Raw genomic sequence first — 25,722 nt, forward strand, 5'->3', positions numbered from 1 at the left:
TGAAGGTCTGGTGCGAGCCCGACGATCATAATCCACCCTGACGAAAATGCAATTCCGGGTAAGGGGTATGTGGAAGCATCCGCCATCTCTAATCCAGAGTGCGCCGGTACCGGCGTAAGCCAATCGCCATCATCACCGCGGTGAAGGCCAGTAATGGCCATAAGTGCTCCCAGGCGAATGTCCATTCGTTGCCCTTTAACAATAAGCCGCGAATAAAACGCAGGAAATGCGTCAGCGGCAGCGCTTCGCCAATAACTTGGGCCCATTGCGGCATGCCGCGAAACGGAAACATAAAGCCGGACAGCAGGATGGACGGCATGAAAAAGAAGAACGACATCTGCATGGCCTGAGCCTGATTACGCGCAACGCTGGAAATGGTGATGCCGACGGTGAGGTTGGCGAGGATGAACAGCAACACGCCGAGCATCAGCAGCAACGCCGAGCCCAGCATTGGCACATGAAACACCCACAGGGCGGCGGCGAGAATAACGAGCACCTGAATGTAGCCGATCAGGATATAGGGCGTGATCTTACCGACCATGACCTCCAGCGGCTGCACCGGCATGGCCAGCAGATTTTCCATGGTGCCGCGTTCGTGCTCGCGGGTGATGGCCAGGGAGGTCATCATGATCATCGTCATGGTCAGAATCACCCCCATCAGGCCGGGCACGATGTTGTACTGGGTGACGCCCTCAGGGTTATAGCGGCGATGGATATCGATGGAAAACGGCGCGCCTGCGCCCTGCAAGGAGGCCAGCGGACCATTGAGGTCGTGAGCCAGGGCGGTGTTGGGAATCTGCTTGATCGCCGCCAGGGCGTTGGAGGTAGCGGCGGGGTCGGTGGCGTCTGCTTCCAGCAGCAGGCTTGGGCGTTCTCCGCGCAACAGGCGACGGGTAAAGTCGGCGGGAATGTTGATTACGAACTGGGCGGCGCCGCGGGCCAGTATCTCGTTGGCGGTTTGTTCGGAGTCGGTAATCTCGGTGACATTGAAGTAGCGGGTGTTGACGATGGCCTGGATGATGCTGCGGGTATAGGCGCTGGACTCCGCACTGCGCACCGCCATGGGCAACTCTTTGGGGTCTGAGTTGATGGCGAAACCGAACAGGGCGAGCTGAATCAGGGGAATGCCAATGATCATGGCGAAAGTCAGCCGGTCGCGGCGCAACTGAATAAACTCCTTGGCGACTACCGCCCACAAACGGATGGGAGAAAGGAGCGTCACCATCTTTTTTCCTCCGAGCTGCGCATCAGCTGAATAAACACATCTTCCAGCCGTGGCTGGGTGCGCTCAGGATTGACGCCTTCCCGCTCCGCGAACGCGCTCAGGTCCTGCTCCAGTTGCTGGGCGTCCGTGCCGGACACAAACAAACGGGTTCCAAACGGCGCTACCTGTTCCACCGCGTCGATACGCTTGAGCTTTTCCGCCACCTGATGAATGTCGGCGCTTTCAATGCGCCAAGTGGCCAGTCCGGAATCGGCGATCAGAGACCGGGGCGACCCTTCGCCCACCAGGTGGCCGTAAGCAATATAAGCGAGGCGGTTGCAGCGCTCGGCTTCGTCCATGTAGTGCGTGGACACCAGCACAGTGACGCCTTCATCCGCCAGGCGATGGATCTCCTCCCAGAAATCCCGCCGCGCTTCCGGATCAACCCCGGACGTAGGCTCGTCCAGCAGCAACAGCTTGGGCTTGTGCAGCATACAGGCGGTCAGCGCCAGCCGTTGTTTCCAGCCGCCGGACAGTTCCCCCGCCAGTTGCGTCTGGCGGCTTTTCATCCCCAGATTATCCAGCGCTTCGTCCACCGCTTTGCGGCGCTCCTGCAAATGGTACATGCGGGCGACGAACTCCAGATTCTCCCGCACGCTGAGGTCTTCATAAAAGCTGAAGCGCTGGGTCATGTAGCCGACCTGGCGCTTGATATGACGGGCTTCCTTGATAATGTCGTATCCGAGACAGCGGCCTTCTCCCTCATCCGGCGTGAGCAATCCGCACAGCAGGCGAATGGTGGTGGTTTTGCCGCTGCCGTTGGGGCCCAGAAAGCCGAAAATATCGCCCTTGTATACACTGAGGCTGACCTTATCCACCGCCACCTTACCGCCGAAGGACTTCGACATGTCCTTGACCTTGATAATCTCCTCGCGGTTATTCATGCGCATTCAGCCCGGGCGGCGCTACGTCCACGGGTTGCCCCGGATGCAGTTGCGGCGATCTGTCTGCGGCGGGCCAGGCTTTCACCAGATACACAAACTTGTCCCGACTCTCTTTGCTGTAGATATAGGGCGGCGTGAATTCCGCGTTGGGGCTGATATAGCGCACGGTTGCCATAAACGGCGCGCCGCAGCCATCACAATGGACGCTGACCTGATCACCGGTTTTTATTGCATGCAACGCCGTTTCCGGTACGAAAAAGCGCACGTTGATCCGCTCCGGCGGCAATAGTTCCACCACAGGCTGTCCGGCGGGCACAAATTCACCCGGGCGATATAGCACCTGCCGCACCAGCGCCTGCGTTGGCGCCGCCTGTTGTTTTTGCTGCAGACTCCAGCGCGCTTCCCGCAGGCTGGCCTGCGCCGCCGCCACTTGCGCCTTGGCCGCCTCCAACTGGTCGGAACGGGCGGCGAGACGGGCGGAATTCAGTTGCGCTTCAATTTCCTGAATCTGGCGGAGATTACGTGTGTGGGCGGTCTCCGCTTCGTCCAGGCTGGAGCGGCTGGCCAGTTTGTTGGCGTAAAGATCACGTGTGCGCAGCAGCTGTTTGGAGGAGAGTTCGGCGGCGGCCTGGGCTTGTTCGTATTGGGCTTCGATCACCGCCAGTTCCTGCGGCCGTTTGCCCTTCTCCAAGTCCGCCAGTTCAGCGCGGGCGCGCTGTAATTGCGCTTCGGCCTGTTGCTCCGCTGCGCGTTGGGGCTCATCGTCAATGCTGAACAGGTGGGCGTCGGCGCTGACTTGATCGCCTTCCTCCACTGCAATCTCCGTGAGCGCGCCAGCGGAGGGCGCTGCGATAAATATTGAATCGCCTTCGACATACCCCTGCCAGTGTTCGCTCGCGGCGGAGTCGCAGCCTGTCAGCGCCAGCAGGGCCGCCAGCACGACAAAATGTCTGTAATCCATTGTTCAGCTCCTTGAACCGGAATAGGCGCCGCCTTGAGGGAGAACCGTGACGGCGATCGACTGTGATCAGCATCGCTCGTTGTAACTGTTTGATCAATACAGACTTTTGACTAACCTGGAAAAATTTGACGTAAATACGTCCCGGCTGTATCAGAACTTACTCTGCCGATGCGCGACTGTGATAGCCTAGTCGCCGGGCAGGCGCACCCATGCGCCTTTTACCCTTCAGCCTTCAAGGAGTGATTTTTTCGTGTACGAAATTCTCGACGCTATCGCCGACAGTTATAACCCGTTGCTTGGTCTGGTGACGCTGATGCTGTTGGGTTACACCCTGTGGCGTCGTCGCTGGGCGGCGGCAGGCCGATTGTCGCTGACGCTGTTTGGCGGCCTGGCTATCGCCTACACGGTGCGGTGGGTTGATCACACCCTGGATATATGGCCCGCGCTGGGCATGGATTACAGCACTCACTCCGCTGTGGCGATCGTCATCACCCTCAGCCTGATCGCCGCCGCGCCGCGTTTGCGTATTCCCGCCATGAGCGGGTTGCTGGGATACGCATTGCTGATGCTGTATCAGGAGTACCATAGCGTCGCCGATATCCTTTCCACCGCTCTGGTCATTGCGCCCATGTGGTGGTGTGTGTTTCTGCTTTCCCGCGCGGTGTCCAGGGAAGTCGCGACGCAGTCGGCATAGCGGCGCTCAGCGCTGTGACAAGGCGTCAGCGAAGACCTATCATACGTCCTTCCATCGTCAACGGAGGGGCGTATGCAAGACGCATCGATCAAGCTCACGGAATTCAGTCACGGCGCTGGCTGCGGCTGTAAGATTTCTCCTGCAATTCTCGACCGTATTCTTCTTTCCCAATTGCCGCCCATCAACGATCCCCGGCTGCTGGTGGGCAATGCGTCGAAAGACGACGCCGCCGCCTATGATCTGGGCGACGGGCGCATCATTCTCAGCACCACGGATTTTTTCATGCCCATCGTCGACGATCCGTTCGACTTTGGACGCATCGCCGCCGCCAACGCCATCAGCGATATCTACGCCATGGGCGGCGAGCCTTTGATGGCGGTGGCCATCCTCGGTTGGCCGGTGAATACCCTGCCAGCGGAGATCGCCCAGCGCGTGGTGGAAGGCGGACGCCACACCTGCCATGAAGCGGGAATCATGCTGGCGGGCGGACACAGTATCGACGCGCCGGAGCCCATTTTCGGGCTGGCGGTCACCGGCTCCACGACACCTGCACATCTCAAACGCAACGACGCCGCTGTCCCCGGCAGTCTGCTCTATCTCACCAAGCCACTGGGCGTCGGCGTGCTGACCACCGCGCAAAAGCAAAAGAAACTTCAGCCGCAACACGCCCACTTGGCCCTTGAGCAAATGTGCGCGTTGAACCGGGTCGGCGCGGAGGCGGCGCGCTTGACGGAAGTCTGCGCGATGACTGACGTGACAGGGTTCGGGCTGATGGGGCACCTGTTGGAGATGTGCGAAGGCTCTGGACTGAAAGCGCAATTGAATTACGCCGCCATTCCCCGCCTGTCGCCAGTGTTGGACTACATCCAGCAAGGCTGCGTGCCTGGCGGCGCGCGGCGTAATTTCGACAGTTACGGCGCGCGTCTGGGAGAGATGACGGGGGAACAGCGCTTGTTGCTCTGCGATCCCCAGACCAGCGGAGGACTGCTGATCGCTGTCGCCCCTGAAGGCAGAGACGCGCTGGAGCGCATATTGAAGGACGCCGGTATAGCGCCTGCGCTGATAGGAACTTTGCAGGCCTATCGCGACGGGCCGCGCATCGAGGTGGCGTGAATGACCGAATCAGGTGACAGACAGGATACAGACGACTACCTCAATGTGTTCCTGTCCGGCGCGCCGCTGCTCGACACGCGCGCTCCGGTGGAGTTTCACAAAGGCGCTTTTCCCGACGCCGTTAATCTGCCGTTGATGACCGATGACGAACGGGCGCAGGTGGGAAGCTGTTATAAGCGTCACGGCCAGCAGGCGGCGATAACGTTGGGACACCGGCTGGTGCATGGTGAGGTGAAAGAGGCGCGGGTGCAGGGCTGGCGGGAGTTTGCGCAGCGACATCCGCAGGGATATCTGTATTGTTTCCGCGGTGGTCTGCGTTCCAGTATTTGTCAGCAGTGGCTGGCGGAAAGCGGCGTGGCGTACCCTCGTATTCTGGGTGGATACAAGGCTATGCGGCGCTTTCTGATTGAGTCACTGGAAAGGATTTGTCAGGAAGCCCGTTTCGTTCTGCTGGCGGGACATACCGGCGGCGGCAAGACTGACTTGCTTATGCGCCTTCCGGGAGCGGTGGATCTGGAGCGTCTGGCCCATCATCGCGGTAGCGCCTTTGGCCGTCGTGCTGAAGGGCAGCCTTCGCAAATCGACTTTGAAAACGCCCTGGCGGTGGCGGTATTGCGCCAGCGTCACGGCTTTGCGGAGGCTCCGCTCTTGCTGGAGGACGAAAGTCATCTGATTGGTCGCTGCGCATTGCCTCAGTGTCTAAGGCGGGCCATGGCGCAAGCGCCGCTGGTGGTGGTTGAAGTCGCGCTGGAACAACGAGTGGAGCACAGTTTTCGTAACTATATTCTGCATAAATTGCACGAGTGGCGGCGCAGCCAGGGCGAGGAGGAAGGCTTTGAGCGTTTCGCCGACGATCTGCGTCAATCGATGTTCAACATCCGCACGCGCTTGGGCGGGTTGCGCTATCAACAACTGGGCGAGATGCTGGAGGCGGCGCTGGCGCGGCATCGGCGGGGAGATCCCGTTTTGCACCGGGATTGGATCAGATGTTTATTGGAAGACTATTATGATCCTATGTACGCCTATCAATTGAACAAGCGTGCGGAGCGTATTTGTTTTCGTGGGGATGCGGCGGCGGTGTGCGATTATTTAGCGCACGCGTCGCCAACGATGACGACTTCGAGGGACGAGCGACTTTGACCGGCGCATAGCGGTCGCAATGCCGAAGGGCGGGAGAGAGCGATGGCGGACAGGGAAACAAAACCTCTGGATTGGCGACGTTGGGGTGGCCTCGGGCAGGCGGCCCTGAACGGCGTCTTCGGCGATTATCTGGCGCGACGGGGCAACCCGCTGGCGATTGAGATGGATTTCTATCATCAGCGACGGCCATTGCCGTTGGATGAGACGCTGGCGTTGCGCTCCGGGCTGGTGCTGTCCAACAAAATCGTCGTCTTGCTGCACGGGCTCACCAACCTGGAAAGCATCTGGGATATCAAACCCCGGCAGGCCGAGGCGGCTATGGCGCCCAAGCCGGATAATTATGGCTTGAGGCTGCAACGTGACTTCGGATACACCCCCCTGTTTTTGCGCTACAACAGCGGGCTGCCGGTGCAGGAGAACGGACTGCGCTTTTCCCAGTTGATGACGCGTTTGTTCGCCGCCTATCCGCTGGAAATTGACGAAATCATTCTGATCGGTTTCAGCATGGGCGGACTGGTGATGCGCAGTGCGCAGAAATCGGCGGATCTGTCCGACGCTCCCTGGTTGCCGAAACTCAAGCGCTGTTTCTACATTGGATCTCCGCATGAGGGATCGCCTTTTGAACAAATGGGCCATCGCATCAGTGCATTGGTGCGTGAGTTTCCCCGGGATTACATCAGTCAGTGGGCGGACTGGATCGACGGCCGCAGCGAGGGCGTCCGCGACCTGCGTGAGGGGCTGGACCCGGCGCCGTCGGCGACGCCGGGACGCGGCTTTTATCCCGGCGCCAGACACTGCTTTATCAGTGGTTCGGTGTCCCCGAAAAACGGCAGTCTCATTAACAAACTGGTCGGCGACAGTCTGGTCACCCAGACCAGCGCCCATCCCCGCGCAGCGCCGGCGGACAGCCGCTTCGCTCATTTCGAGGGCGTGCCGCATATTCCCCTGGCGCACTGCAATCGCGTATACCGCCAGATTCAGCAATGGTGTGAAGAAGACGCGTCTCAAGGAAGCGCGCAGCCGTTGCGACAAACCATTTCACTGACGCCGGTTGCGGCGCCTGAGGCGGCGGTGTGGCGAGACGGGCAGCTGGCGGCGGGTGTGGTGGATTTACTGGCGGATGGCTATCTGCAAACGGTGGGCGCGGTGGAATCCATGCACCGGGCCATCGCTCGCGATCCTCATGAGGTGCTGGCCAGAATACCCATTGTGCGGCCCGTGGCGAGAGTGGTGGATGAGACCCACAAAGGCGTCGCCGGCGTTGTATACGGTTCGCTGAAATTAGGTGGGAAGCTGGTGCAGGGGGGAACCCGGTTTGTCGCCGGGCGCTGGGGCGGCAAGAGGCCGGATGGACGCCGCCAGGAAGACGACGATCCGACCGTCGACGAGTAAATCAAATCGGCGCCACGCACTTCACCATATGCGAGGTGACGGTTCCGCCGTAGTACGTTCTGAATTTACGGAACCACTTATGGAACTCCGCTTCCGGCACGTGAAACTCACCGTAGTTGGGATCGAACACGACGATGGTGGCGTCATTGGGAACGAGCTGTCCCTGGCGACCGGAAACGGAGCGGAAGAAGCCAATCGTGTGCGCGCCGTCGGCGCCGACCACTTTCATCGGAAACCAGAAAGAATAGATGTAACCGGCGTATTGCGGCGTCATCAGCGCGCTTTCCAGCCAGCGCTGGCTGAAGTGAGAGTAGTCTTTTAGAAGCGCGACTTCTTTCAGGCCGCGTATCTGTATCATCAGTTTGTCCGCCATCTTGTAGGAATTGCCGCCTTCTCCCCAGCGATCCCCAAAGGCTTTCTGCAGCACCGGGTTGCCAGCGCCGGAACGCACTCCTAACTTCGCCATCCGCTGTTTGGCGCGCCTGATGTCGCCGTTGTCCTGAAACATCAGGCTCAGCCAGTTGATGGTGAAGTTATGGCAGGCGCCCTCCGAAGCGGCCTGAGATCGTCCCGTCAGTCCCGACATGACCACTGTCTGGTCAAACTCCGCTATCCTTCTGATAATCATGACTACCTCTACTACTCAAAAAAAGACGATGCGCGTGGAGTCAGCCTGGAGGCGTCACTCAGCGCGCAAAACTTCGACTTGGGGTTCCTGAGGAAGTTCCTAAGCGAATGAAAAATAAGCGTTAAATAAATTTAATAGTGATCAATTAACTTGGGTGTCTATGGGTGATAAAAGTATTTTTTTAAAAACCGCAGCGGAAATAAGCGCTATGAACGCCTGTGATCTGGCGTCCGTCTCCAACAATAAAGCGGTGCTACAGGAGAAGCTGGCGTTGATGAAGTCTGTGATGAGCGAGGAAGGCGTCAGGTTTTGGGATGATTTTCTCTATGAATGCGAGGAGGCGACGGAGGATCTGGAGCTGGAGGAATACTTTGAGGGCTGGGATCGTCAGCGGTTATCCAGGTATATCGCGGCCGCGATTCATGAAAGCGGCGTCTTTAACCTGCTTGGCTTTCCTCATAGCCAGACCGCGTCCTTGTTAAATCTGCAAGACATGGCGGAAACGGAAATAGCGGAAATTTATGAGCACATCGAGAAAGTGCAGTGGCGCATCATGGAGCTGTGCCTGGCGGAGCGTATGACGGCCTGACATCTATGATCAGTCAGGCCGATAGCAAGAGAATTGCTTAACTCACCCCACAACACTTTTTGTATTTATGGCCGCTGCCGCACACGCAGGGATCGTTGCGGCCGATTTTGCGATTGATGGGAAGCGGCGGTGGTTCGGGCTCTTCCTGTTGGCGTTGCGCGCCATATTCTTCCAGGTCCAGCAGTTCCTCGATGCTGAGTCGGGGCGTGGATCGCTCTTTGCGGAAGCCCAGGCTGATTTCCGCGTCCTCCAGATCGCCGCCGCAGATCAGGTCCACGCAGTTGTGCGCATATAACCGGCGGATGCCGTCGATGGCTTGAGTGGCGTTCAGCTCCAGCAGGCGCGCTACCAATATGCCGTTGAGGACTTTGGCGGCTCGGTTCGGAAACTCCATGTATTCGCGGAAAATCTCCACCACCTGATCTTTGTGCGCCGGTTGCGCGACGGCGATAGCCGCCAGCGCCTTGATCGCCAGTGCGGGAATCAACTCGTCTTCGGCGGGCTCCTGCAGCTTCCTCGCCAGCGGCGCGATGGCCACGGGACCGATCATGGCGAAGGCGCGATGAATTTCCGACAGGGCCCAGTCCTGAATGTAGAGAAAGTCGAAACTGTGCAGCAAAGGCATAACGGCGCGTTCCGCCTGTAACTGCCCCAGCGTACGACAGGCGTGCAACGGAGCCCATGACAGGCTGCTGTTTTCGTCTTCGAGATTAAGGCTCTCATCCGTCAAAACCTGGATAAGTTCGGGGATGTCATCCTGGTTAAAACCGTACTGCGCCACGTAGTCCGGCCAGTCGAAATCTTTGGGGGGGCCGATATTCAGCAAGGCTTTGATTTTAGGATTATTCGTGATCATAAAATGCGTTGGTTCCAACTTATCCTTCGGTCGGGAATAAAAGGGCGTTGCGCGCAATTGAGTCGCGCCCCGAAAAAGTGCTTAAATGCGCGGCGGAAGGATATCAGGTGAGATCGCGACGCTTAAGTGGAAATTGCAAACTTCAACAACGCGGATGCGGAAGCATGCTCTAATCGATCAGAAAACCGGCGCAGCAGGCTGTTTTGGGCGGCGACGCTGAGTTCCGCACTGGCGCATTTGGGGTTTTTGTTATTACCTTCGCTGGAAAAATCACCGGCTCCGCGAGCGCAAACCTCCACAATCAGCGTCCAGCTGAATTTTTCCACAAGTCGTCCGCAGGCCCCTGTAGAGCCCTTGGCTGAGCCGGAGACTCCCGCGAACGATACGCCGCTGGCGGAATCCGAGCCCGCGCCGCCAGCGACCGCGCCTCCGCCAACCCCTAAACCGCCGCCAACGAAGCCCGCAGAGCCCAGGCAGAGCGTCGCTAAAGCGCCAACGCCCCCCACTGAACCTGAGACGCCGCCGACACCGGACACACAGCAAAAGAAGCCTGCCGTGACGACCCTGAGAGTGCAGGACGCTCCAGTCGTAGAACCACCAAAGAAAAGGCTGCTGGATAGCGCCCTGGGATACGCCCGCGACAATGCGACGGCTGATGACGATGAGGCGACGCCAAAACGTTTTGACCGCCGTCTGGATCAGGCGCTCACGGACGCCAAAATCTATAACCAGGAGGGGGAATACCCGCCTGACGCCGTGGAGAGTTTTGAGGACAGCGCCGGGCGCCGTTTCGTTAAAGTGCAGGGAGGCGGTTGCTTTGAACTGGTGCACGAGGAAATGAATCGGCGCAAAGGCGACGTCTGGTACTTTTCCGACGGTTGCGGAGGCTCCGATGACGATAAAATCAAAATCGACTTTAAGAATCTGAATTAGGAAGGGGTGTTACGGCGTCGCCGAATAAACGCAGAAAGCGTGATCCCCCGCCTGGGCGGGGGATGCGGCCGCCTTATTTAGCGTCAAACGTCAAATTGAAGGTGACGGGAACGGAAATGCTGATGGAAGGCAGTTTGGCGAGATCCTTCAGCTTCATGACGCCGTCTTTCAGAGCGAAATCCGCGGCGTTGATAACCAGCGGCTGCAGCGTGGAAACCACGACCTGCTTGTCGGAGACGCGATTGATCACGACTTCCGCTTTCACTTCTTTCTTCACATCGTGCAGTTCCAGAGAACCGTCAATGCTGGTGATGATGGACGCGCCGGGAGTGACTTTTTTCAGCAGCTCAGGATCGAGTTTTACGCTGTAGGTCGCTTTCGGGAACTGTCCGGTCTGGAAAAGCTCTTTCTTCATCCGTTCATTACGGATGTCGATGCTGGTGGCCACGCTGTTCAGGTCGATTTCCAGTACGGCGTCGCCCGCGTCGCTGATGCTGCCGCTCAACTGACCGAAGTGGTGCACTTCCGCCACGTCGGTGGCCTTGATGGAGACAAAGCTTAACTTAGATTCTTCGTTGTTCAGCTGCCAGCTTGCGAATACAGAGCTGCTGATGCAACACAAACCCGCCAATAACCATTTTGCTTTCACGTTTTCACCTCGCTGTGAATGTATAAATTAATCCCTGGTTTCGGAACGTAACTGGGGATGGGTACTGCAAAAGGCGGTTACTGTACCAGAAAATGACCTGGATTAAATAAAGTAAAAATATAAAGCTTTTGTTAAATTTTACTAATATTCAATGGGTTGCAAGACAGCTTGTTACTTTTTCAGGGCGGATTAGGCAAGATGAAACGACCTGCTGAAGGGGCCAATTAGAGGCGCTGCGCTTTCTTAAGTCGGTCGGGAAAAAGAAGTAGCTCGAAAAAATGTAGGTTGGAAAAGCGAAGCGCCTTCCAACGCTGCTGACCAGCCAGTGATTCGCTCTCAAGTCAGTATTAAGTTGGCGGTTGTGAAAAACGGGGCGTTGGATGGCGCGTTGCTTATCCAACCTACGTTTCTCTAAGACCCTGGTTTCCCAGATCGCATTGAAAGAAGAAAATACTATGGGCACTGGAATGGGTGTGTATCCAAATACTCTTCTAATCCAAACTGATTTTTTCCCTCCAGCACGTCTGCTTTTAACCCGACATAGTAAGACTGGTATGTCACGCTGCAGGGAATGCTTGCGTCTGAAATAACCCCAACGCCGCCGCCAAAAATTGTAAGCTCAGGGTCGTTTCTGTTTTCTGGCGTATCATCCAGGCTCGTTGTCCATCTGCCTTTAATTTCTACGCGCTGGCCGTCTTCCCCGACGTAGTAATATTTTACGTCTTCTGCGGCTATCCAACCTTCGTTCAGCTTCCCTTGGGTTAGCAAAACGCCTGATGGGGGAATTTCATAAATCCGACTACCCTTCACATGCCTGACAGGCTCTCCAGCAGGCGTGTTAAACAGGATATAAAACTTACCTACAAAATTATCTGGCAATAGATAGATTTCTGGTTCTGGCGAAACCGCTTTTTCTCCGCAGGCGGCAATAGGCGACATAATAATCAGCAAGAGACCAATATGTAACTTTTTCATTTAGAAAAACACTCTGTAATCTTTTTATAATCCTCTAGGCCCATACAATGGTTTCTATTTGGATTAGAAACTAAAAAGCGATGGTTCCACTTAGTAATATTCTCGTACACCAGCTTGTCAGAGTTATTACGACGTCGCAGTAGTTCGTCTCCTACTGTTCCGACAAAATTTCCTTGAGAATCTAAGGGTAAACGAATAGCGCACGCTATCATGGGGTAGTCTAAATTCAAAGCCAAGCTAACTGGAGCCGCGCCTTTACGCACATGTACGCCCAGAAATACCGCCTTACCTAGCTTATCGACGACAAAGGCTTCGCAATTCGGAAATCCGTCACCAGTTACATAAAGGACAATATCTATATGATTATTTGTGCGGTCGACATCAACAGCCAGTTTATAGCGTACATCTAAGGTCGGGACGTAGGTGACGCCTATGCTCTCCTTAAGCTCAGGAGAGGCGGGCATTGCGTGGTTTTCTCCTCCATAATGCCCTTCAATTTGTATGCTGCATATATTTTGCTGGGTTCTTATTGGTCGGATATGTTGAATAACTCCTTTGGGCGCCAGACGTCCCAAATATTCTCTATAATCCTTGCTCCATGGAGCCTTGGAGCGGTCAGATTTAGTCTCCGGGTACTTTATTTCCCCTGTTTCAGTATTTAATTTAAATTTTTGCCAGATCCGCGAAGTGACTAGCTCTGTACCGCTAGGGTTTAAGGAAAACCCTCTTTTGTCACCTTCAAACATCAGGCCACTCCAACCAAAATCTTTTTCGGGGTGGAATGAGCGTATGTTGAATTCATAAGTAGATAGTTTAGTGAGGGGCTGCATATCAATCCTTAGATTCAATAGGGTTCGCTAGTTACTTATTTGCAGTGGTCTTGATTACCTAGGCACTGTAATTGTGAGAGTATTCAGAAGAGGGGGGCTGCTTTCAATTGGCTAAAAGACATAGTGCTGAAAGACTGAGAAAAGAAGTGGTTGGCCAGCGCGGAAAACAAACCGACGCTTGAGCCATTGCTGGCGCCAAGCGTCGGATGGAATGAATGGCTTGTCTGAAGAGGTTACTTCATTTCAGCCACAGTGGCAGTGGTCAGGGTCAGTGTGGTCGCATCTTTATCGGAAGCGTTAAAGCGGAAGGTGACTTGGCTTTCTTCCGTCAGGGTCAGGCTGAGGTTATCGCCGCCGGCGGTAAGTGCGGCGGTTTCCCCCGGCGTCAGCGTCAGGCCACCGCCGAAGTTGATGGCGGCCCAGTCCGCATCGGCGATTTTCAGGCCGTAGCTCCCCGCAGCCAGGGTCAAAGTAGCGACATAGTCGCCATTGCTGCTGAAGGTCAGGGGCGTTTCAGTTCCCCAGCCGTTCATATCGCCACGCAGATACAGGGTGGTCGGGCCATACGGTGGAATCGCAGAGGGATCTTTGTTGTCGTAATTCACCGGCAGGCCGGTTCCTTGCGACGCGCCCTGGGGTTTGACGAAGACCGCGCTGGTGAGGGCGGGGACGGTGAAGCTATCGCCGCTGCTTGTTGCGCTCGCCGCCACAGGATCGGCGCCGGACGCCTGCGCGTCGATCAGTTGGAAACCGCTGGCGCCGGGAACGGCGATGGTCTGCTGCGCGCCGCTGGCGTTGATGATGACCACGATGGCGTCATGGTTGGGGTCCAGGTCGGTCAGGCCGGCTCCATCGTCGATGGACATGGCGATCAGACCGGGAATCTGGCTTGCACCCACATTATGGAAGTCTACTCGCGCTTTGATATCGGCGGCGTTCTCCAGACGGAACAGTTTGCTGCCGCTACGGACGCGCAGGAAGTCGCGGAATACGGCGGCGGCGTCAGTGATCTGCGCGGTGGACGCCTGCGCATTGACGTTGGCGATCACATTCTGGATCAGCGGCCAGTTGGCGCCGTCTTTGTCTTCTCTGGGCAGACCGACGTTCCAGTTATTGTCGGTGTAGCTGAAGTCCACTTTATTGAACCAGTCGCCGGAGTCGTAACTGTCGCGCTGCATGGATTTGGAGCGCAGGATGTCCGATCCCATGTGCAGGAACGGCACGCCCTGACTGAGCAATGGAATGCTGAGCGCGAGCATCTGCATACGTGCGCGATCCTGGGCGTTGACGTCCGAAGCGGCCTTGTATTGGTTGTTATCCCACAGGGTCTGGTTGTCATGCTTGGAGACATAGTTGATGGTGTCGGCGGGATCTTTCGCATAGGCGGTGGGCTGCCCGTTGTAATCCAGGTTGGAGCCGACATTGGTGGCGCCGGACGCGTCTACCAGTACGAAGTCGGTGAGGTTTCCGGCCATGCCGACGCGGATATTATCGCTCAGGTGCAGCAAGGAAGATTTTTCCGCCTCGGAACCACTGTTGAGCTCGTTGGGCAGGTTATACAGTCCGTTAGCGAAGCCCTGGTTGGCGCGCAGGCTGTCGGCGGAATCGAAGGGGCCGCCGCCGCGAACCGCATCCCGCAGGCGGTCGGTGAAGGTGCCGATCTGGCTGCCGCCGAGATTGAGCTGCGTGGCCTGGACGAAGCGGGCGTCGTTCTGCACTTCGCCGAAATTCCAGCCTTCGCCATAGAAGTAGACGTTGCTGCGCACGGCGCGCACTTTGGCGAGCGCTGACTCGATGCCGGCCTTGGGATGGTGACCCATCAGGTCGAAGCGGAAAGAGTCAATGTGATAGTCACGAGCCCACACCACCAGCGAGTCTTCCATCAGTTTTTGGAACATGGCGGCTTCGGTGGCGGTATTGGAACAGCAGGTGGAGTTCTCCACCGCGCCGGATTCAGGATTCAGACGCTGGTAATAGCCGGGAACGATTTTATCCAGCACTGATTTTTCCGCCGCGCCGGCGGCGTTGGTGTGGTTGTACACCACATCCATCACCACATTCAGTCCCATGTCATGCAGCGCTTTCACCATGCGACGGAACTCCAGAATGCGCGACGTTCCTTCCGGATCATTGGCGTAGCCGCCTTCCGGCGCGGTGTAATGGTATGGATCGTAGCCCCAGTTGAAACTGTCCAGCGCCCGCAGATCGTTCATCAAGGCCTGGGCGCAACCGGTGGCGGGATCACAGGCTTCCAGTACGCTGCGCAGGGTAGCGGAGTCCGCTACGGTCCCGTCGCCGCACAGAGTGGCCGCACTGTTGAGGGCGCAGAACTCCGCTTTGGTGCTGTCCAGATCGGCGCGGGAGCCGCTGCGCTCATCAACGGTGGCGATGTCGAAGACCGGCAACAGGTGGACATGGGTCAAGCCGGCGTCTTTCAGCGCCTGCAAGTGCGTCATGCTTTCACGGCCAGGCTCGGTGTAGGCCAGGAACTTGCCATTGTAGGCGGCTGTGCCGTTCTTATCCGCACCGCTGAAATCGCGTACATGGGTTTCGTAAATGATGATGTCCTCCGGCGCTGACACGGCGTAAGCGGAGGTGTCGGCGTCTGCGCTCCAGTCGCCCGGTTGCAGGGCGACGTCGCTCAAATCCGCCACCTGACTGTATTCGCTGTTGGTGGAGAGACTGAGGGAGTAGGGGTCGGTAACATCGAAGGTTTCCACGGCGCCGGTCTGGTAGTGGTAGACCTTCACTTCATAGCGGTAGTAGCGGCCGTTGTCGTTCTGATCGCTGGCGAAGGTCCAGACGCCGCTGCTTGGGTCTGCGGCCATGGCGTCGGCGGAAAGCAGGTTCTTATCCGCGTCGTAGCGTTTTACTTTGACGCTTTGCGCGGTGGGCGCCCAGAGTTTATAGGTGGTGTTTCCGGCGGTGACCGCGCCCAGTTGCGCATCCGCTGCGGCGTCCGCATACAGCGCGTCCAACGCGCCGCGGGTCTGCACTTGTGTGGCGCCGCGTAATTCGCCGCCGGCGCTGAATTGCGCCACGATCAGTTGTTCTTTCAGCAACGCTTTGGCGTCGGCGGAGTCGGGCAAAGCCCAGGCGCTGTAGGAGGCCAGATGCGGAAAGCGAGCTTTGACCTGATCGCTCAGGCTGGCGGAGGTCAGTTCTATCGCATCGCCGCCGCTCAGCTCGCCAGTGGTGGCGTTCACGGTAATCGCGGCGCTGGCGGAGTGATACAGACGCACGCTGCCGGAGCCGTTATAGGCGATGAGGTTGGCGTCCAGCCAATGGGCTTTCGCGCCTTCCAATGCGACGGGAGGGCTCTCCAGCGGGTCAGGGTAGAGCACGGCCACGCCGCTGAAAGAAAAGGCGTCATCGCCCAGCGTCGCTTTAGTGTAGGTGTGGTCCTGGCCGCCAAGATCCTTGTCGTCGCCGTTGTGCATGATCAGATTGAACGAGGACCAGGCGGCGCTGTCGAAATCCACCACGTAGTAGGCGCCGTATTTAGTGCTCACGCCCGTGGCGGGCAAGGGCTTGGCCCAGCTGGTTTCGCCGCCGCTGATATAGTCGCCGGGGCTAAAAGCGGCGCCGGAGGCGTTCCACAGGTGCAATCCCCAGCCTTCGTAGTTGTTGTCTTCGCGTTTGTAGTAAATAACGGCCTGGGAGGCGGTGGGAGTGTAGAGGCCATCGTCGCCGTTCGAGGAGCCGTCGCCCTTGTCGCCGCCCCCGTTGGAGCAACCGAACAGGGCCAGAAGTGTTAACGCCAGCAAAGCGCTGACGCCTTGCCTGCAGTTCCATGTAAAACAACGTTTCATAGAGGTACGCCTTTCCGATTATATTTGTTGTTGCTTTGAGTGCGTGTGGTGGAGCTATGCTATAGGCAATACGCGACACCCACCAAGCCGCCGTCCAAGCCGTGCTGGCGTCATATTGTATTTGTTAATCAATGGGTTACGTAGTTTCTACGGAAGGCGTTTAAATCCAGACAGTAAAATTCCCCCCTAAAATCCCCCCTGGAGGAGATGGCGCAGTCTTATCCTCCTTGCTGGCGGCGCAGGTCGGCGTAAAAAAGATGAAAATACGCCCCCGGGGTCATCCCCCGGAGGTGTTGGCGGGCAGTGTCGCCGCGGAGGGCGTCAGTTGATGGCGTAGGAGCCGTAGCGCATGCGCTTCGCCAGAGTGACAGTGGCTTTTTCCGGGCTCATGCCGGGATCGTGCAGAAATTCATGCAACACGGCGTAGAACTCTTCCTGCACCCGCGCGGTAGTGGCCATGCCGTGGGCGATGCTGGGCAGTAGGCCGCCGCTTTTCTCCGCCGCCAGAAAATCCGCGCGGCTCAGGCGGGCGCAGTCGTCGAACTGATCCAGGCTGACGTCCATGCGCGCAGGGATGGAGCCTTTTTTCAGATTGAAAACATTCTGGAAGGTCTCGCTCATGATCGCGTCCGCCAGGTCCTGCTGGGCGGCTTGAGCGTCTGCGGATTTGAGCTGGAACATCACCAGCGTGTCGATGTTGTAGAGAAACTGGCTGGACGTGCCCGGCATGGGCGCGCAGACGAAATCTTTACCGGCTTTCTGGCCCGCTTTTTCAAACTCGCCTTTGGCCCAGTCGCCCATGAACTGGAACGCGGCTTGACCATTGATGACCGCCTGGGTGGCGACGTTCCAATCCTGGCTCTTCAAGTCGGTCTTGAAATAAGGCTGCAGGCGACGAAACTGCGCCAGCACTTTAGTCATGGTGTCGCTTTTGATAACGCCATAGTCGTTTTCTACAAAGGCCAGACGGTAGAACTCTTCGCCGCCCACCGCCAGCGCGACGGACTCAAACACGGTGGCGTCCTGCCAGGATTGATCGCCATGGGCGATGACCGGGTAGCCTTTGGCCTGAATTTTTTTCGCCGCAGCTTCGAATTCTTCCCAGGTGGTGGGAACGGCGACGCCGACATCATCGAGAATGCGCTTGTTGATCCACATCCAGTTGACCCGGTGCACGTTCACTGGCGTGGAGACGTAATGGCCGCGAAACTTCGCGACGTCTGCAATCACAGGGGGAAGCTTTTCATCCCAGTGCTGCTTTTGCGCCAATTCATCCAGATTCTGCAGAAAACCCAATCTGGCCCAGCGTTCGATATCTGGGCCCTTGACCATGGCGGAAGCGGGCGGTTCGCCCTGGATCACGCGTTTTTTCAGTTCGGCGTTAGCGCTCTCGCCGCCGCCGCCCGGCACCACGAAGTCGCGCCAAGTATGTCCGCGTTTTTTCACCAGATCCTTCAGCACGTCGATGGCGGCGGCTTCCCCCCCGGAGGTCCAGTAGTGCAGCACCTCGACTTCGCCGGCCGTTGCGGCCTGGCTTTGCCAGCATAGCGCCAATGAGAGAAGGATCGTTTTCTTATTCATGGGTTTTATCCTCGTGCGAACTTAAACTGCAGTTCAATAGAGCCACGCTGCTGATTTCCGAAACGACGCCCAACGCCGCAGCCTTTCGGCCCGGCCTCTTAATCGTTTAACGTGCAACGCCCGCACTGCGGCGAGCCCTGGCGCTTTTCCCCGCCTGCCTCCCTGCATCCCGGACAAACTGCAAGTGCAATTCGGGCCGGCGTCCGTACCCGCCGCCGACGCTCCAACAGGAAAAGAGTCGGTCCGGCCAGGTTTGCGCGCTTTGTGCGGCTACCTCCCCACGCTAAAGGGGAAACGGGGAAAAGACTTACGGCTTTTGGGGAATTTCATTCGGGAAAGTAATCTGCAGGCAGTCCATGAACTGTCCATACTGTAAAACGCCGGTCATGTGCGGCGACTCTCTCCATCAGGCGGCAAAGGTAATGAAAAGCGGCGGCAATGCAATCGGAAAATGCGGCCGGGCCGCCTGAATGTGACAGACAGCCCGGTTTTCTGTTTTTTCTTACAGGGTAGGGAGTTAGATCAGGTTGTGTTGTTGCAGAAAGCTATCCGCTGTCGTGACCTCGGCGAAGAAACCGATAACGCTGGCGAGCATGGCCTTTTGCACATGCTCCGCCGGAACGCTTTCTCCGTCGAGAATAAGGTCGCGGGTGGCGGTGGCGTCGCCGATCAGGGTGACGCCGTAGCCATGCTCCGCTGCGGCGCGCACCGTGGTGTTGACGCACATGTGAGTCATCATGCCGACGATCACCAGATGCTTGACGCCCTGCTTCTCCAAGAGTTGATCCAGTTCAGTGCGAAGGAAGCTGCTGGGGTAGTTTTTCACGACGACGGTTTCATCCGCTTCTGGCGTGACGGAGGCGTGAATCTTTTGTCCTTCGGTGCCGGGAAGAAAAAAGCCGCGGTCGCCAACCATTTCATGCTGGACGTGGATCACCGGCAAGCCGGCGCGGCGGAATCCGCGCAACACGCTGGCGGCTTTCGCTGCGGCCTGTTCGGATTGATGCAGCTCCATGGCGCCGCCAGGGAAGTAGTCGTTCTGGATGTCGATCAAAAGCAATGCCGTATTGGGTAGGCTAGTCGCGGGCAGGTTGGTCGCAGTCATATTCGTCTCCTTTCATCTTCATTTAGGGTTCAGGTAGCCTGCGCCGCCGCATTGCTGATGGGGATTCGGCTGGCTGATCAGGTTGAGGACTATCTTAGGGACTGGGCGCGAGGTATGCTGATGTCGTAAACGACAAATGCGGGGTGGATTACGACATGGTGCAAACCCAATCAGGCATCAAACGTTACGAGGTGGGCGTGCTGCTTTATCCCACTTCCATGCAGTCGGCGGTGTTTGGACTGAAAGACTTGTTATCCGTGGCGGAAGAATATCGACGTCAGGCGGCGTCGCCGCATTGGCCCGAGTTGCAGATCAGTTTCTGGCGCACGGGAGAAGACGCCAGCCAGCCGGGGTTGGCCTCCCGTCCTTTACATGAGGCGCTGCAGACGGCGCCGGATGTGTTGATCGTACCGCCCTGTTTTGACGCCCTGGCGGTGGACTGGCGCCAACCGGCGCTGACAACCGGATTGCAGGCGTTGCATGAGCAGGGAACCATCATGACCTCCGCCTGCGCAGGCAGCTTCGCGCTGGCGGGGGCCGGTTTACTGGATGGCCGCAAAGCCACCACCCACTGGCGGCTGGCGAAGGATTTTCAGGCCATGTTTCCGTTGGTGGAGCTGGTGGAGGATGAGCTGCTGGTGGATCAGGGCGACATCGTCACCGCGGGCGGCGTCAGCGCCTGGATGGATTTGGGCCTGCGCATGATTCAACGGGTGACGTCCGCCTCTCTGACCATGAATCTGGGCAAGTTCTTCCTGGTGGATACCGGCCCTCGCCGCCAGCAGTATTATCAATTGTTCGCCCCGGACTTCTCTCACGGCGATGGCGCGGTGCGCAAATTACAGTTGTGGCTGCAGGAGCATATGGCGGAGGAGGTCGCCCTCGAAGACATGGCCGCCGTGGCCCGCGTCGGCGAGCGCACTCTGCAGCGCCGTTTTCGCAAAGCCCTGGGGATGTCGCCGCTGCAGTACGTGCAGCAACTTCGCATCCAGCGCGCCAGAGAACTGCTGGAGACCAGCGTAACCCCCGTGGAGCGCATCATCTGGGATGTCGGCTATGAAGACCCCAGCTCCTTTCGCAAGCTTTTCAAACTCGCCACCGGCCTGACCATGACGGAATACCGCGCGCGCTTCCAACCTGCCTGATTAAAGTCAGTTGCTATAGTTGTATTTTGAAAAACAGTTTTGCCTTGCAAAACGTTTGAGAAATACAAGCAACCGAAGGTGCGACTATGCGAAAGAACCTTCCTGTCACAATGAAAGAAATCAAATTCACGCCGGAGCAAAAGCTGGTGTCCGCCACGGATCTGAAAGGCGTCATCACCCATTGCAACGATGTGTTTGTGACGATCAGCGGATACACCAGAGAAGAGTTGATCGGCAAGCCCCATAACCTGATCCGTCACCCGGATATGCCGCCTGCGGCGTTCAAGGTCATGTGGGAGTGTCTGCAAGCGGGAAAGCCCTGGATGGGGCTGGTGAAAAACCGGGCCAAGAGCGGTGATTATTACTGGGTGAACGCCTACGTCACCCCGGTGACCGAGAATAACCGGGTGGTCGGCTATGAGTCGGTGCGCACCTGTCCCGCCCGCAAGGATGTTGAACGTGCGGAAGCCTTGTATCGCAAGATCAATCAAGGAGGCAAAGCGCGGGGGTGGCGTCCGCCGCCGTTGGAGTACGTGGCGCCTGTGGCCGCGACCCTGGCGTATCTGATCGCCTGGATAATGGGCGCCGTGTCCGGCTGGGCGGGACCGGCGTTGCTGGCGGTGATGTTGCTCTGCGCCGGCATGGCCGCCTACCGACGCAAACATCTGGTCGCTACGCTGCAAAAACTGCTGGAGCGCTCATTCAGTCATCCCCTGGCGGTGCTTTCCTATACCGACGGCGACCCGGAAGAGGGCGCGCTGGCGGTGGCCATCATGAGTTTGAAAGCGCGTCTGGACGCGGTATTGACCCGTATCGAGGCGGAGTCCGCCCGGATGTTCGAACGCTCGGGAGAGGGGCTGCATAGGGCGGAAATGGCCAGAGAGCGTCTGCGCGACCAACAACGGGAAACCCAGGAAGTGGCGGCGGCCATGCAGCAAATGACCAGTGCGATCAGCTCCGTTTCAGAGCATGTGCAGGAAACCGCGGACAAAGCGGAAGAGTCTTCCGAGCTGGCCAAAAATGGCCGTGAAGTGGCGGTGGGAACGCGTCGGGCGATCGAAGAATTACACGGCGTCGTGGAGGAAATCGGCGGTTCGGTGCTGGAGCTGGCGTCGCAGTCGAAACAGATCGCCCAGGTGGCGCAGATGATCAATCAGGTGGCGGAGCAGACCAATCTCCTGGCCTTGAATGCGGCCATTGAAGCGGCGCGGGCGGGAGAGCAGGGACGCGGATTTTCTGTGGTGGCCGACGAAGTGCGGCATCTGGCCCAGCGTACGCAGGAATCGACCAAAGAAATCCATCAGATTATTGAAACGCTCACGGCATTGGCGCAGCGTTCCGTCGCGGTGGCGGAGAGGGGCAAGGCCAGCGCGGGCTCAGGTCTGGAGAAGATGATCGAAGCGGAAACCATGTTGAGCGGCATCGCCGACGCCGTCAGCGCTATCGCCGGCATGGCGATCCAAATGGCGGCGACGGCGGAGCAGCAGGCGCAGGCGGCGGAGGAGGTTAACCGCCAAGTGGTGAACATCTCCGACTTGGCGGAGGCGAGCTCCACCGCTGCGGGAGAATCCACCGCCAGCATTGAGCAACTGCGGGGCGTGGCCGCTAATTTGTATGAACTGGTGACCCGTTTTAAGAACTAGGGTTTTGCGTCTGCTCGGTTAACTGCAACAAGCCAAGCTGGGCCTGCTGGGTGAAGTGGCAGAAGGAAAAAAACTGCTCCGGGGACGGACGCGTGCGACAGTCTGCGTTATCGGCGTAAATCAGTCCGACAATGCGCGGACCTACGCGCAGCGGGGTGAACATGCTCGGCGTGCGACCGATCAGGCGGTCGAAATCCGGTCCCCGCAGAATCCGCCAGGCGGGATCGTCCGCATTGGTGAAACAGCCGCTTTGCAGCGCTTTCGCCATGGCGGCGAGCAGGCTGTCGGACTCCAGATTGACGCAGAAGTTTTCTTTCCAGTGATCGGTATGTGGTCCCAGCACCTTCTTCGGAACCAGTTGTTTCTGGCTGCGATCAGTCATCAGCAGCGCCACGCGGGTCAGGCCGACGGCGCGATGCAGGCCTTCCACCACCGTCATCAGTATCAAGTTGATGTCGGGCTTTTCCGTCAGCATCACCGACAGGTCGCGCAGAATCTGCAACTGCAACGTTGGGTCCGCAGGTTGCGGCGGCGTCTGCTCGCCGGCGTAGCGGGCGTTATGACCGGGGATATGATTGACGATCTGTTTCATGCCGATGGCTGCGGCGATTTTGGCCGCCTCCTGAGCATTGGTTTTCAGGCGCTGCTCCAGGTTGTCCGGCTGCTCGTTCAGTTGCGAGGCGACATGGTTGATGGACTGCCGCAATGTGGGGGAATTCCAGCCCTGTTCGGCCTCTTCCACCAGTCCAACGATACTGCGGATCAGCGTCACCATCTGGTTGTCCGCTTTGTTGCCACTGACCACCGCCTGCAGCAGCGGTCCCAGTTTCCAGCAGTCCACCAGACCGCGGGTGATAGCGGGGAAGGTGGCGCCGAGAACCTGTTTCTGGGCGGTGACCGGCTCTTCCCGCACCAGCAGTTCGTCAAGGGCGTCCGCCTGCGGCGTGCGGCAGGACCAGAACGCCAGTTCGCCGATATTGCTGAGCAACGCGGCGATAAAAATCTCTTCACTGCGCGAGGGCGTAAATTTGCCCAGCAGACGCTTGGCCTGCACTGCCGCATGCAGCGCGCGGGCCAGACTTTTCTGCAAATGGATGCGCGGCGATTTGCTTAACAGCGCGTCAATCACCAGGGATGACACGGCGATTGAGCGAACGGTTTCGAATCCCAGCAGCATAATGGAGCGACTGATGGTGCTGACCGGCTGACAGGATGGATTATAAAAGGCGGTGTTGGACTGACGAATGACTTGCGAAGTCAGGTCGGCGTCTTTCAAAACGACGTCCGCCAGCTGCTGTACGGAACAGTCGCCGGTAGCGGTGAGCTCGTTGATTTCCCGCATGGTTTCAGAAAGTACGGGCAATTCGACTCGGCTCAGAAAGTCGACCCAGGCTTGGCAATTCTTGGCGATCATTAAAGGTCCCCCCTGTCGCTCAGTATGACCGGCGCAACAGGGGAATTCCGTAACGGTTTTGCAACCGGACTTGTACGGAAGGTGAGAACTCTGTGCAGATTTGCGTTTAAAAGTGACTAAATGTTGCGCAATTCCGCCAGCATTTCATCCATGAACGGGGTCTTATAGCCAAGTCCCCTGGCGCGGCGGCTGTCCAGACTGACGTCGCGGGGGCGCTTGGCCGGCATGATGACATCCCTTTGTTTTTGTTCCTGAACCAGGTCTTCATCAAGTTCGAACGTGCGCGCCAGCGCCTTGAGAAAGTGATGACGGGAGACAGTTTCAATACCGCCCAGATGCAGAGTCAGGCCCTGTTGCATCTGGAAAAAGCGCACGATGCCCTGGGCGGCGGTGGCGTAATCCACGGCGGAGCGATATTCGTCGACAAAGCCGGTGAGTGCGTCGCCCTGACGCAGGCGCTCCAGCCATTGCGTCACGCCGCTAGGCTTGAGCAGACCCAGCCCGAACATCCAGGGCAGGCGCACAATGGTGGCGAGGGGATGGCGTTCGCGGATCGACTCTTCCGCCAACACCTTGTGCTCGCCATAGCGATTGATGGGGCTCACCGGATCGCTTTCCCGGTATACGCCCTGGCGGCCATCGAACACCAGATCGGTGGAGGTGAACAGCAGCGGTATATTTCTCTCCGCGCATAAGGCGGCGAGCAGACGCGTCGCTTCCACGTTCACCTGCAGAGAGCGTTCCGGTTGCTGCTGGCAGGTATTGGGATCGGACAAGGCGGCGGCGTGGATCACGGCGTCCGGCGTCAGATTGCGGAACATGGCCTGCGTCAGCTCTGCGTCACACAGATCCTGGCGCACTCGAAACGGCGCCAAGTCCTCCGGCAATGTCAAATGATGGCTCTGCGCGAGCACTTCGTAATCCTGATTCAGCGCCCGGCAGATATGCGCGCCTAAAAAGCCGCTGGCGCCGGTGACCAGCACTCTGGGTTTTTTGGCTTCGTTGGAAAAAAGTTGCATGGAAGTCCCTTGTTTTTTGGCCTGAGCCTGTTAACGGCAAGTCTGCCATTTAAGGCGGTTGTGATACAATCGGCGGTTTGTTTGCGGCCTTTGGACTTTTATATTTTCCCTGGGGATTATGGAGGTAGTTGATGAGAGTCGGCGCGTATCGTTCGGAAGCGATGTTGATTGTCGCGGCGGCGATTTGGGGATTCGCCTTTGTCGCCCAGGTGGCGGGCATGGAGCACGTAGGCCCCTTTACTTTCAACGCCGCCCGCTTTGTGCTCGGCGGTCTGTCACTGATTCCTCTGCTCATTATATTGCCGCGTTTGCAGCGGGTGGCTCCGGCCAAACCCAAGGCCAAAGGTCTGTTGCTGGGAAGCTGTCTGGCGGGCTTCTTTCTGTTCGCCGGCGCCTCGCTGCAACAGGTGGGGCTGCAGTACACCACCGCCGGTAAGGCGGGTTTCATAACCGGGTTGTATATCATTCTGGTGCCACTGATCGCGTTATGCTGGGGACAGCGCGCCGAGGCCAAAATATGGTTTGGCGCCGTGCTGTGCGTCATTGGCCTGTTCTACCTCAGCGTGCGCGAAGACTTTACCGTCTCCTATGGCGACTCCCTGCAACTGATCGGCGCCGGTTTCTGGGCGGGACATGTATTGATGATCGGATGGCTGTCTCCCCGTTTTAACCCTTTGCATATTTCCATCGTGCAGTTTCTGGTCTGCGGCCTGGTGAGCTGGGCCGTGGCGTTCGCCATTGAAACGCCCACCTGGAGCGGGCTGTGGGGCGCGTCCTGGTCAATCGCCTATGCGGGCTTCATGTCCGTGGGAATCGCCTATACTTTGCAAGTGATCGGCCAGCAGCATGCGCCGGCGACGCGGGTCGCCATCATCATCAGTCTGGAGACGGTTTTCGCGGTGCTGGGAGGGTGGCTGATGCTGCAGGAAGTCCTGGACGAAAAAGCCATTTACGGATGTGGTCTTATGCTGGCCGGCATGATAGTTTCGCAGCTGAATTTCAACCGTGGCCGCAACCGTGAGAGAGAGTTGCTGGATTCAGGCGCGGCAGGCTCCTGAGCAGGCCATTCGCACCGAGCACAACGCCTGGAAACGC

The 25,722-nt window shown here is 58.0% G+C and carries 23 protein-coding genes; 9 read left to right on the forward strand and 14 right to left on the reverse strand.

Going from position 1 to position 25,722, the window contains the following annotated elements; genetic code table 11:
- Window positions 1-88 precede the first annotated feature (88 nt).
- From ACQYWX_RS01130 to ACQYWX_RS01140, 3 genes are read right to left on the reverse strand one after another with little or no spacing between them, the layout of a single operon-like run.
- Window positions 89-1,225, reverse strand: a complete 1,137-nt coding sequence (locus tag ACQYWX_RS01130; RefSeq protein WP_431687598.1) for an ABC transporter permease — start codon at window positions 1,223-1,225, stop codon at window positions 89-91.
- Complete coding sequence (locus ACQYWX_RS01135) at window positions 1,219-2,148, reverse strand: ABC transporter ATP-binding protein (RefSeq protein WP_431687599.1); 930 nt, start codon at window positions 2,146-2,148, stop codon at window positions 1,219-1,221. The genes ACQYWX_RS01130 and ACQYWX_RS01135 overlap by 7 nt, the downstream gene beginning before the upstream one ends.
- Complete coding sequence (locus ACQYWX_RS01140) at window positions 2,141-3,109, reverse strand: HlyD family secretion protein (protein WP_431687600.1); 969 nt, start codon at window positions 3,107-3,109, stop codon at window positions 2,141-2,143. Before ACQYWX_RS01140 ends, ACQYWX_RS01135 begins: the two co-directional genes overlap by 8 nt.
- 250 nt (window positions 3,110-3,359) lie before the next feature.
- Between ACQYWX_RS01140 and ACQYWX_RS01145 the strand changes: the two genes are divergently transcribed.
- The 4 genes from ACQYWX_RS01145 (at window position 3,360) to ACQYWX_RS01160 (ending at window position 7,448) form a co-directional block, all read left to right on the forward strand.
- Entirely contained in the window at window positions 3,360-3,803 is a 444-nt protein-coding gene (locus ACQYWX_RS01145) for a hypothetical protein (protein WP_431687601.1), read from the forward strand.
- 72 nt (window positions 3,804-3,875) lie between these two features.
- Window positions 3,876-4,916 (forward strand): selenide, water dikinase SelD, encoded by a 1,041-nt coding sequence (selD, locus tag ACQYWX_RS01150; protein WP_431687602.1) that lies wholly within the window; start codon window positions 3,876-3,878, stop codon window positions 4,914-4,916.
- Window positions 4,917-6,056 carry a tRNA 2-selenouridine(34) synthase MnmH gene (mnmH, locus tag ACQYWX_RS01155; RefSeq protein WP_431687603.1) on the forward strand — a complete coding sequence of 380 codons (1,140 nt, stop codon included), beginning with the start codon at window positions 4,917-4,919 and terminating at the stop codon, window positions 6,054-6,056.
- A 42-nt stretch (window positions 6,057-6,098) separates the two neighbouring features.
- Window positions 6,099-7,448: an esterase/lipase family protein gene (locus ACQYWX_RS01160; RefSeq protein ID WP_431687604.1), complete on the forward strand. Its 1,350-nt coding sequence runs from the start codon at window positions 6,099-6,101 to the stop codon at window positions 7,446-7,448.
- 1 nt (window position 7,449) lies between these two features.
- Here the strand turns inward: ACQYWX_RS01160 and ACQYWX_RS01165 are convergent, their stop codons facing one another.
- Window positions 7,450-8,076 (reverse strand): YopT-type cysteine protease domain-containing protein, encoded by a 627-nt coding sequence (locus ACQYWX_RS01165; RefSeq protein WP_431687605.1) that lies wholly within the window; start codon window positions 8,074-8,076, stop codon window positions 7,450-7,452.
- A gap of 208 nt (window positions 8,077-8,284) precedes the next feature.
- Here ACQYWX_RS01165 and ACQYWX_RS01170 point away from each other — a divergent pair, with 208 nt between their 5' ends.
- Complete coding sequence (locus ACQYWX_RS01170; protein ID WP_431687606.1) at window positions 8,285-8,665, forward strand: hypothetical protein; 381 nt, start codon at window positions 8,285-8,287, stop codon at window positions 8,663-8,665.
- A gap of 37 nt (window positions 8,666-8,702) precedes the next feature.
- Here ACQYWX_RS01170 and ACQYWX_RS01175 read toward each other — a convergent pair whose 3' ends face one another.
- Window positions 8,703-9,521, reverse strand: a complete 819-nt coding sequence (locus ACQYWX_RS01175; protein WP_216735440.1) for a DUF1186 domain-containing protein — start codon at window positions 9,519-9,521, stop codon at window positions 8,703-8,705.
- A gap of 122 nt (window positions 9,522-9,643) precedes the next feature.
- Window positions 9,644-10,057 carry a hypothetical protein gene (locus ACQYWX_RS01180; protein ID WP_431687607.1) on the reverse strand — a complete coding sequence of 138 codons (414 nt, stop codon included), beginning with the start codon at window positions 10,055-10,057 and terminating at the stop codon, window positions 9,644-9,646.
- 19 nt (window positions 10,058-10,076) lie between these two features.
- Between ACQYWX_RS01180 and ACQYWX_RS01185 the strand changes: the two genes are divergently transcribed.
- Window positions 10,077-10,454: a hypothetical protein gene (locus ACQYWX_RS01185; protein WP_431687608.1), complete on the forward strand. Its 378-nt coding sequence runs from the start codon at window positions 10,077-10,079 to the stop codon at window positions 10,452-10,454.
- A 73-nt stretch (window positions 10,455-10,527) separates the two neighbouring features.
- Here the strand turns inward: ACQYWX_RS01185 and ACQYWX_RS01190 are convergent, their stop codons facing one another.
- From ACQYWX_RS01190 to ACQYWX_RS01215, 6 genes are all read right to left on the reverse strand, one after another.
- Window positions 10,528-11,103, reverse strand: a complete 576-nt coding sequence (locus ACQYWX_RS01190; RefSeq protein ID WP_216735443.1) for a YceI family protein — start codon at window positions 11,101-11,103, stop codon at window positions 10,528-10,530.
- A gap of 453 nt (window positions 11,104-11,556) precedes the next feature.
- Window positions 11,557-12,078, reverse strand: a complete 522-nt coding sequence (locus tag ACQYWX_RS01195) for a DUF6843 domain-containing protein (protein WP_431687609.1) — start codon at window positions 12,076-12,078, stop codon at window positions 11,557-11,559.
- On the reverse strand, window positions 12,075-12,908 hold the full coding sequence (locus tag ACQYWX_RS01200) for a hypothetical protein (RefSeq protein WP_431687610.1): 834 nt from the start codon (window positions 12,906-12,908) through the stop codon (window positions 12,075-12,077). The genes ACQYWX_RS01195 and ACQYWX_RS01200 overlap by 4 nt, the downstream gene beginning before the upstream one ends.
- Before the next feature lie 233 nt (window positions 12,909-13,141).
- On the reverse strand, window positions 13,142-16,720 hold the full coding sequence (pulA, locus tag ACQYWX_RS01205) for a pullulanase-type alpha-1,6-glucosidase (RefSeq protein ID WP_431687611.1): 3,579 nt from the start codon (window positions 16,718-16,720) through the stop codon (window positions 13,142-13,144).
- Between the two features lie 321 nt (window positions 16,721-17,041).
- Window positions 17,042-18,301: an ABC transporter substrate-binding protein gene (locus ACQYWX_RS01210; protein ID WP_431687612.1), complete on the reverse strand. Its 1,260-nt coding sequence runs from the start codon at window positions 18,299-18,301 to the stop codon at window positions 17,042-17,044.
- A 517-nt stretch (window positions 18,302-18,818) separates the two neighbouring features.
- A complete protein-coding gene (locus ACQYWX_RS01215) occupies window positions 18,819-19,406 on the reverse strand; it encodes a cysteine hydrolase family protein (protein ID WP_431687613.1) in 588 nt (195 codons plus the stop codon).
- A 155-nt stretch (window positions 19,407-19,561) separates the two neighbouring features.
- Between ACQYWX_RS01215 and ACQYWX_RS01220 the strand changes: the two genes are divergently transcribed.
- Window positions 19,562-20,551, forward strand: a complete 990-nt coding sequence (locus tag ACQYWX_RS01220; protein ID WP_431687614.1) for a GlxA family transcriptional regulator — start codon at window positions 19,562-19,564, stop codon at window positions 20,549-20,551.
- An 86-nt stretch (window positions 20,552-20,637) separates the two neighbouring features.
- Complete coding sequence (locus ACQYWX_RS01225; protein ID WP_216735449.1) at window positions 20,638-22,194, forward strand: methyl-accepting chemotaxis protein; 1,557 nt, start codon at window positions 20,638-20,640, stop codon at window positions 22,192-22,194.
- On the opposite strand, the gene ACQYWX_RS01230 is transcribed toward ACQYWX_RS01225, so the two are convergent.
- Together ACQYWX_RS01230 and ACQYWX_RS01235 are read right to left on the reverse strand one after the other, a co-directional pair.
- A complete protein-coding gene (locus tag ACQYWX_RS01230) occupies window positions 22,184-23,608 on the reverse strand; it encodes an HDOD domain-containing protein (protein WP_279500293.1) in 1,425 nt (474 codons plus the stop codon). The two genes, ACQYWX_RS01225 and ACQYWX_RS01230, sit on opposite strands and share 11 nt — an antisense overlap.
- Before the next feature lie 116 nt (window positions 23,609-23,724).
- Window positions 23,725-24,627, reverse strand: coding sequence for an SDR family oxidoreductase (locus ACQYWX_RS01235; protein WP_431687615.1), 903 nt, complete (start codon window positions 24,625-24,627; stop codon window positions 23,725-23,727).
- Between the two features lie 131 nt (window positions 24,628-24,758).
- Between ACQYWX_RS01235 and ACQYWX_RS01240 the strand changes: the two genes are divergently transcribed.
- Window positions 24,759-25,685 carry a DMT family transporter gene (locus tag ACQYWX_RS01240; protein WP_431687616.1) on the forward strand — a complete coding sequence of 309 codons (927 nt, stop codon included), beginning with the start codon at window positions 24,759-24,761 and terminating at the stop codon, window positions 25,683-25,685.
- Window positions 25,686-25,722 lie beyond the last annotated feature (37 nt).

This window comes from Hahella sp. NBU794 (assembly GCF_050749805.1).
Taxonomy (GTDB): Bacteria; Pseudomonadota; Gammaproteobacteria; order Pseudomonadales; family Oleiphilaceae; genus Hahella.

Bases quoted from the DNA above. Each gene is read 5' to 3' on its own strand.
- ACQYWX_RS01200 (WP_431687610.1), bottom strand. From the start codon at position 12,908: ATGCAGCCCCTCACTAAACTATCTACTTATGAATTCAACATACGCTCA.
- ACQYWX_RS01235 (WP_431687615.1), bottom strand. From the start codon at position 24,627: ATGCAACTTTTTTCCAACGAAGCCAAAAAACCCAGAGTGCTGGTCACC.
- selD (WP_431687602.1), top strand. From the start codon at position 3,876: ATGCAAGACGCATCGATCAAGCTCACGGAATTCAGTCACGGCGCTGGC.
- ACQYWX_RS01215 (WP_431687613.1), bottom strand. From the start codon at position 19,406: ATGACTGCGACCAACCTGCCCGCGACTAGCCTACCCAATACGGCATTG.
- ACQYWX_RS01165 (WP_431687605.1), bottom strand. From the start codon at position 8,076: ATGATTATCAGAAGGATAGCGGAGTTTGACCAGACAGTGGTCATGTCG.
- ACQYWX_RS01130 (WP_431687598.1), bottom strand. From the start codon at position 1,225: ATGGTGACGCTCCTTTCTCCCATCCGTTTGTGGGCGGTAGTCGCCAAG.
- ACQYWX_RS01240 (WP_431687616.1), top strand. From the start codon at position 24,759: ATGAGAGTCGGCGCGTATCGTTCGGAAGCGATGTTGATTGTCGCGGCG.
- ACQYWX_RS01195 (WP_431687609.1), bottom strand. From the start codon at position 12,078: ATGAAAAAGTTACATATTGGTCTCTTGCTGATTATTATGTCGCCTATT.
- ACQYWX_RS01160 (WP_431687604.1), top strand. From the start codon at position 6,099: ATGGCGGACAGGGAAACAAAACCTCTGGATTGGCGACGTTGGGGTGGC.
- ACQYWX_RS01170 (WP_431687606.1), top strand. From the start codon at position 8,285: ATGAACGCCTGTGATCTGGCGTCCGTCTCCAACAATAAAGCGGTGCTA.
- mnmH (WP_431687603.1), top strand. From the start codon at position 4,917: ATGACCGAATCAGGTGACAGACAGGATACAGACGACTACCTCAATGTG.
- ACQYWX_RS01210 (WP_431687612.1), bottom strand. From the start codon at position 18,301: ATGAATAAGAAAACGATCCTTCTCTCATTGGCGCTATGCTGGCAAAGC.
- ACQYWX_RS01220 (WP_431687614.1), top strand. From the start codon at position 19,562: ATGGTGCAAACCCAATCAGGCATCAAACGTTACGAGGTGGGCGTGCTG.
- pulA (WP_431687611.1), bottom strand. From the start codon at position 16,720: ATGAAACGTTGTTTTACATGGAACTGCAGGCAAGGCGTCAGCGCTTTG.
- ACQYWX_RS01135 (WP_431687599.1), bottom strand. From the start codon at position 2,148: ATGAATAACCGCGAGGAGATTATCAAGGTCAAGGACATGTCGAAGTCC.
- ACQYWX_RS01230 (WP_279500293.1), bottom strand. From the start codon at position 23,608: ATGATCGCCAAGAATTGCCAAGCCTGGGTCGACTTTCTGAGCCGAGTC.
- ACQYWX_RS01225 (WP_216735449.1), top strand. From the start codon at position 20,638: ATGCGAAAGAACCTTCCTGTCACAATGAAAGAAATCAAATTCACGCCG.
- ACQYWX_RS01140 (WP_431687600.1), bottom strand. From the start codon at position 3,109: ATGGATTACAGACATTTTGTCGTGCTGGCGGCCCTGCTGGCGCTGACA.
- ACQYWX_RS01175 (WP_216735440.1), bottom strand. From the start codon at position 9,521: ATGATCACGAATAATCCTAAAATCAAAGCCTTGCTGAATATCGGCCCC.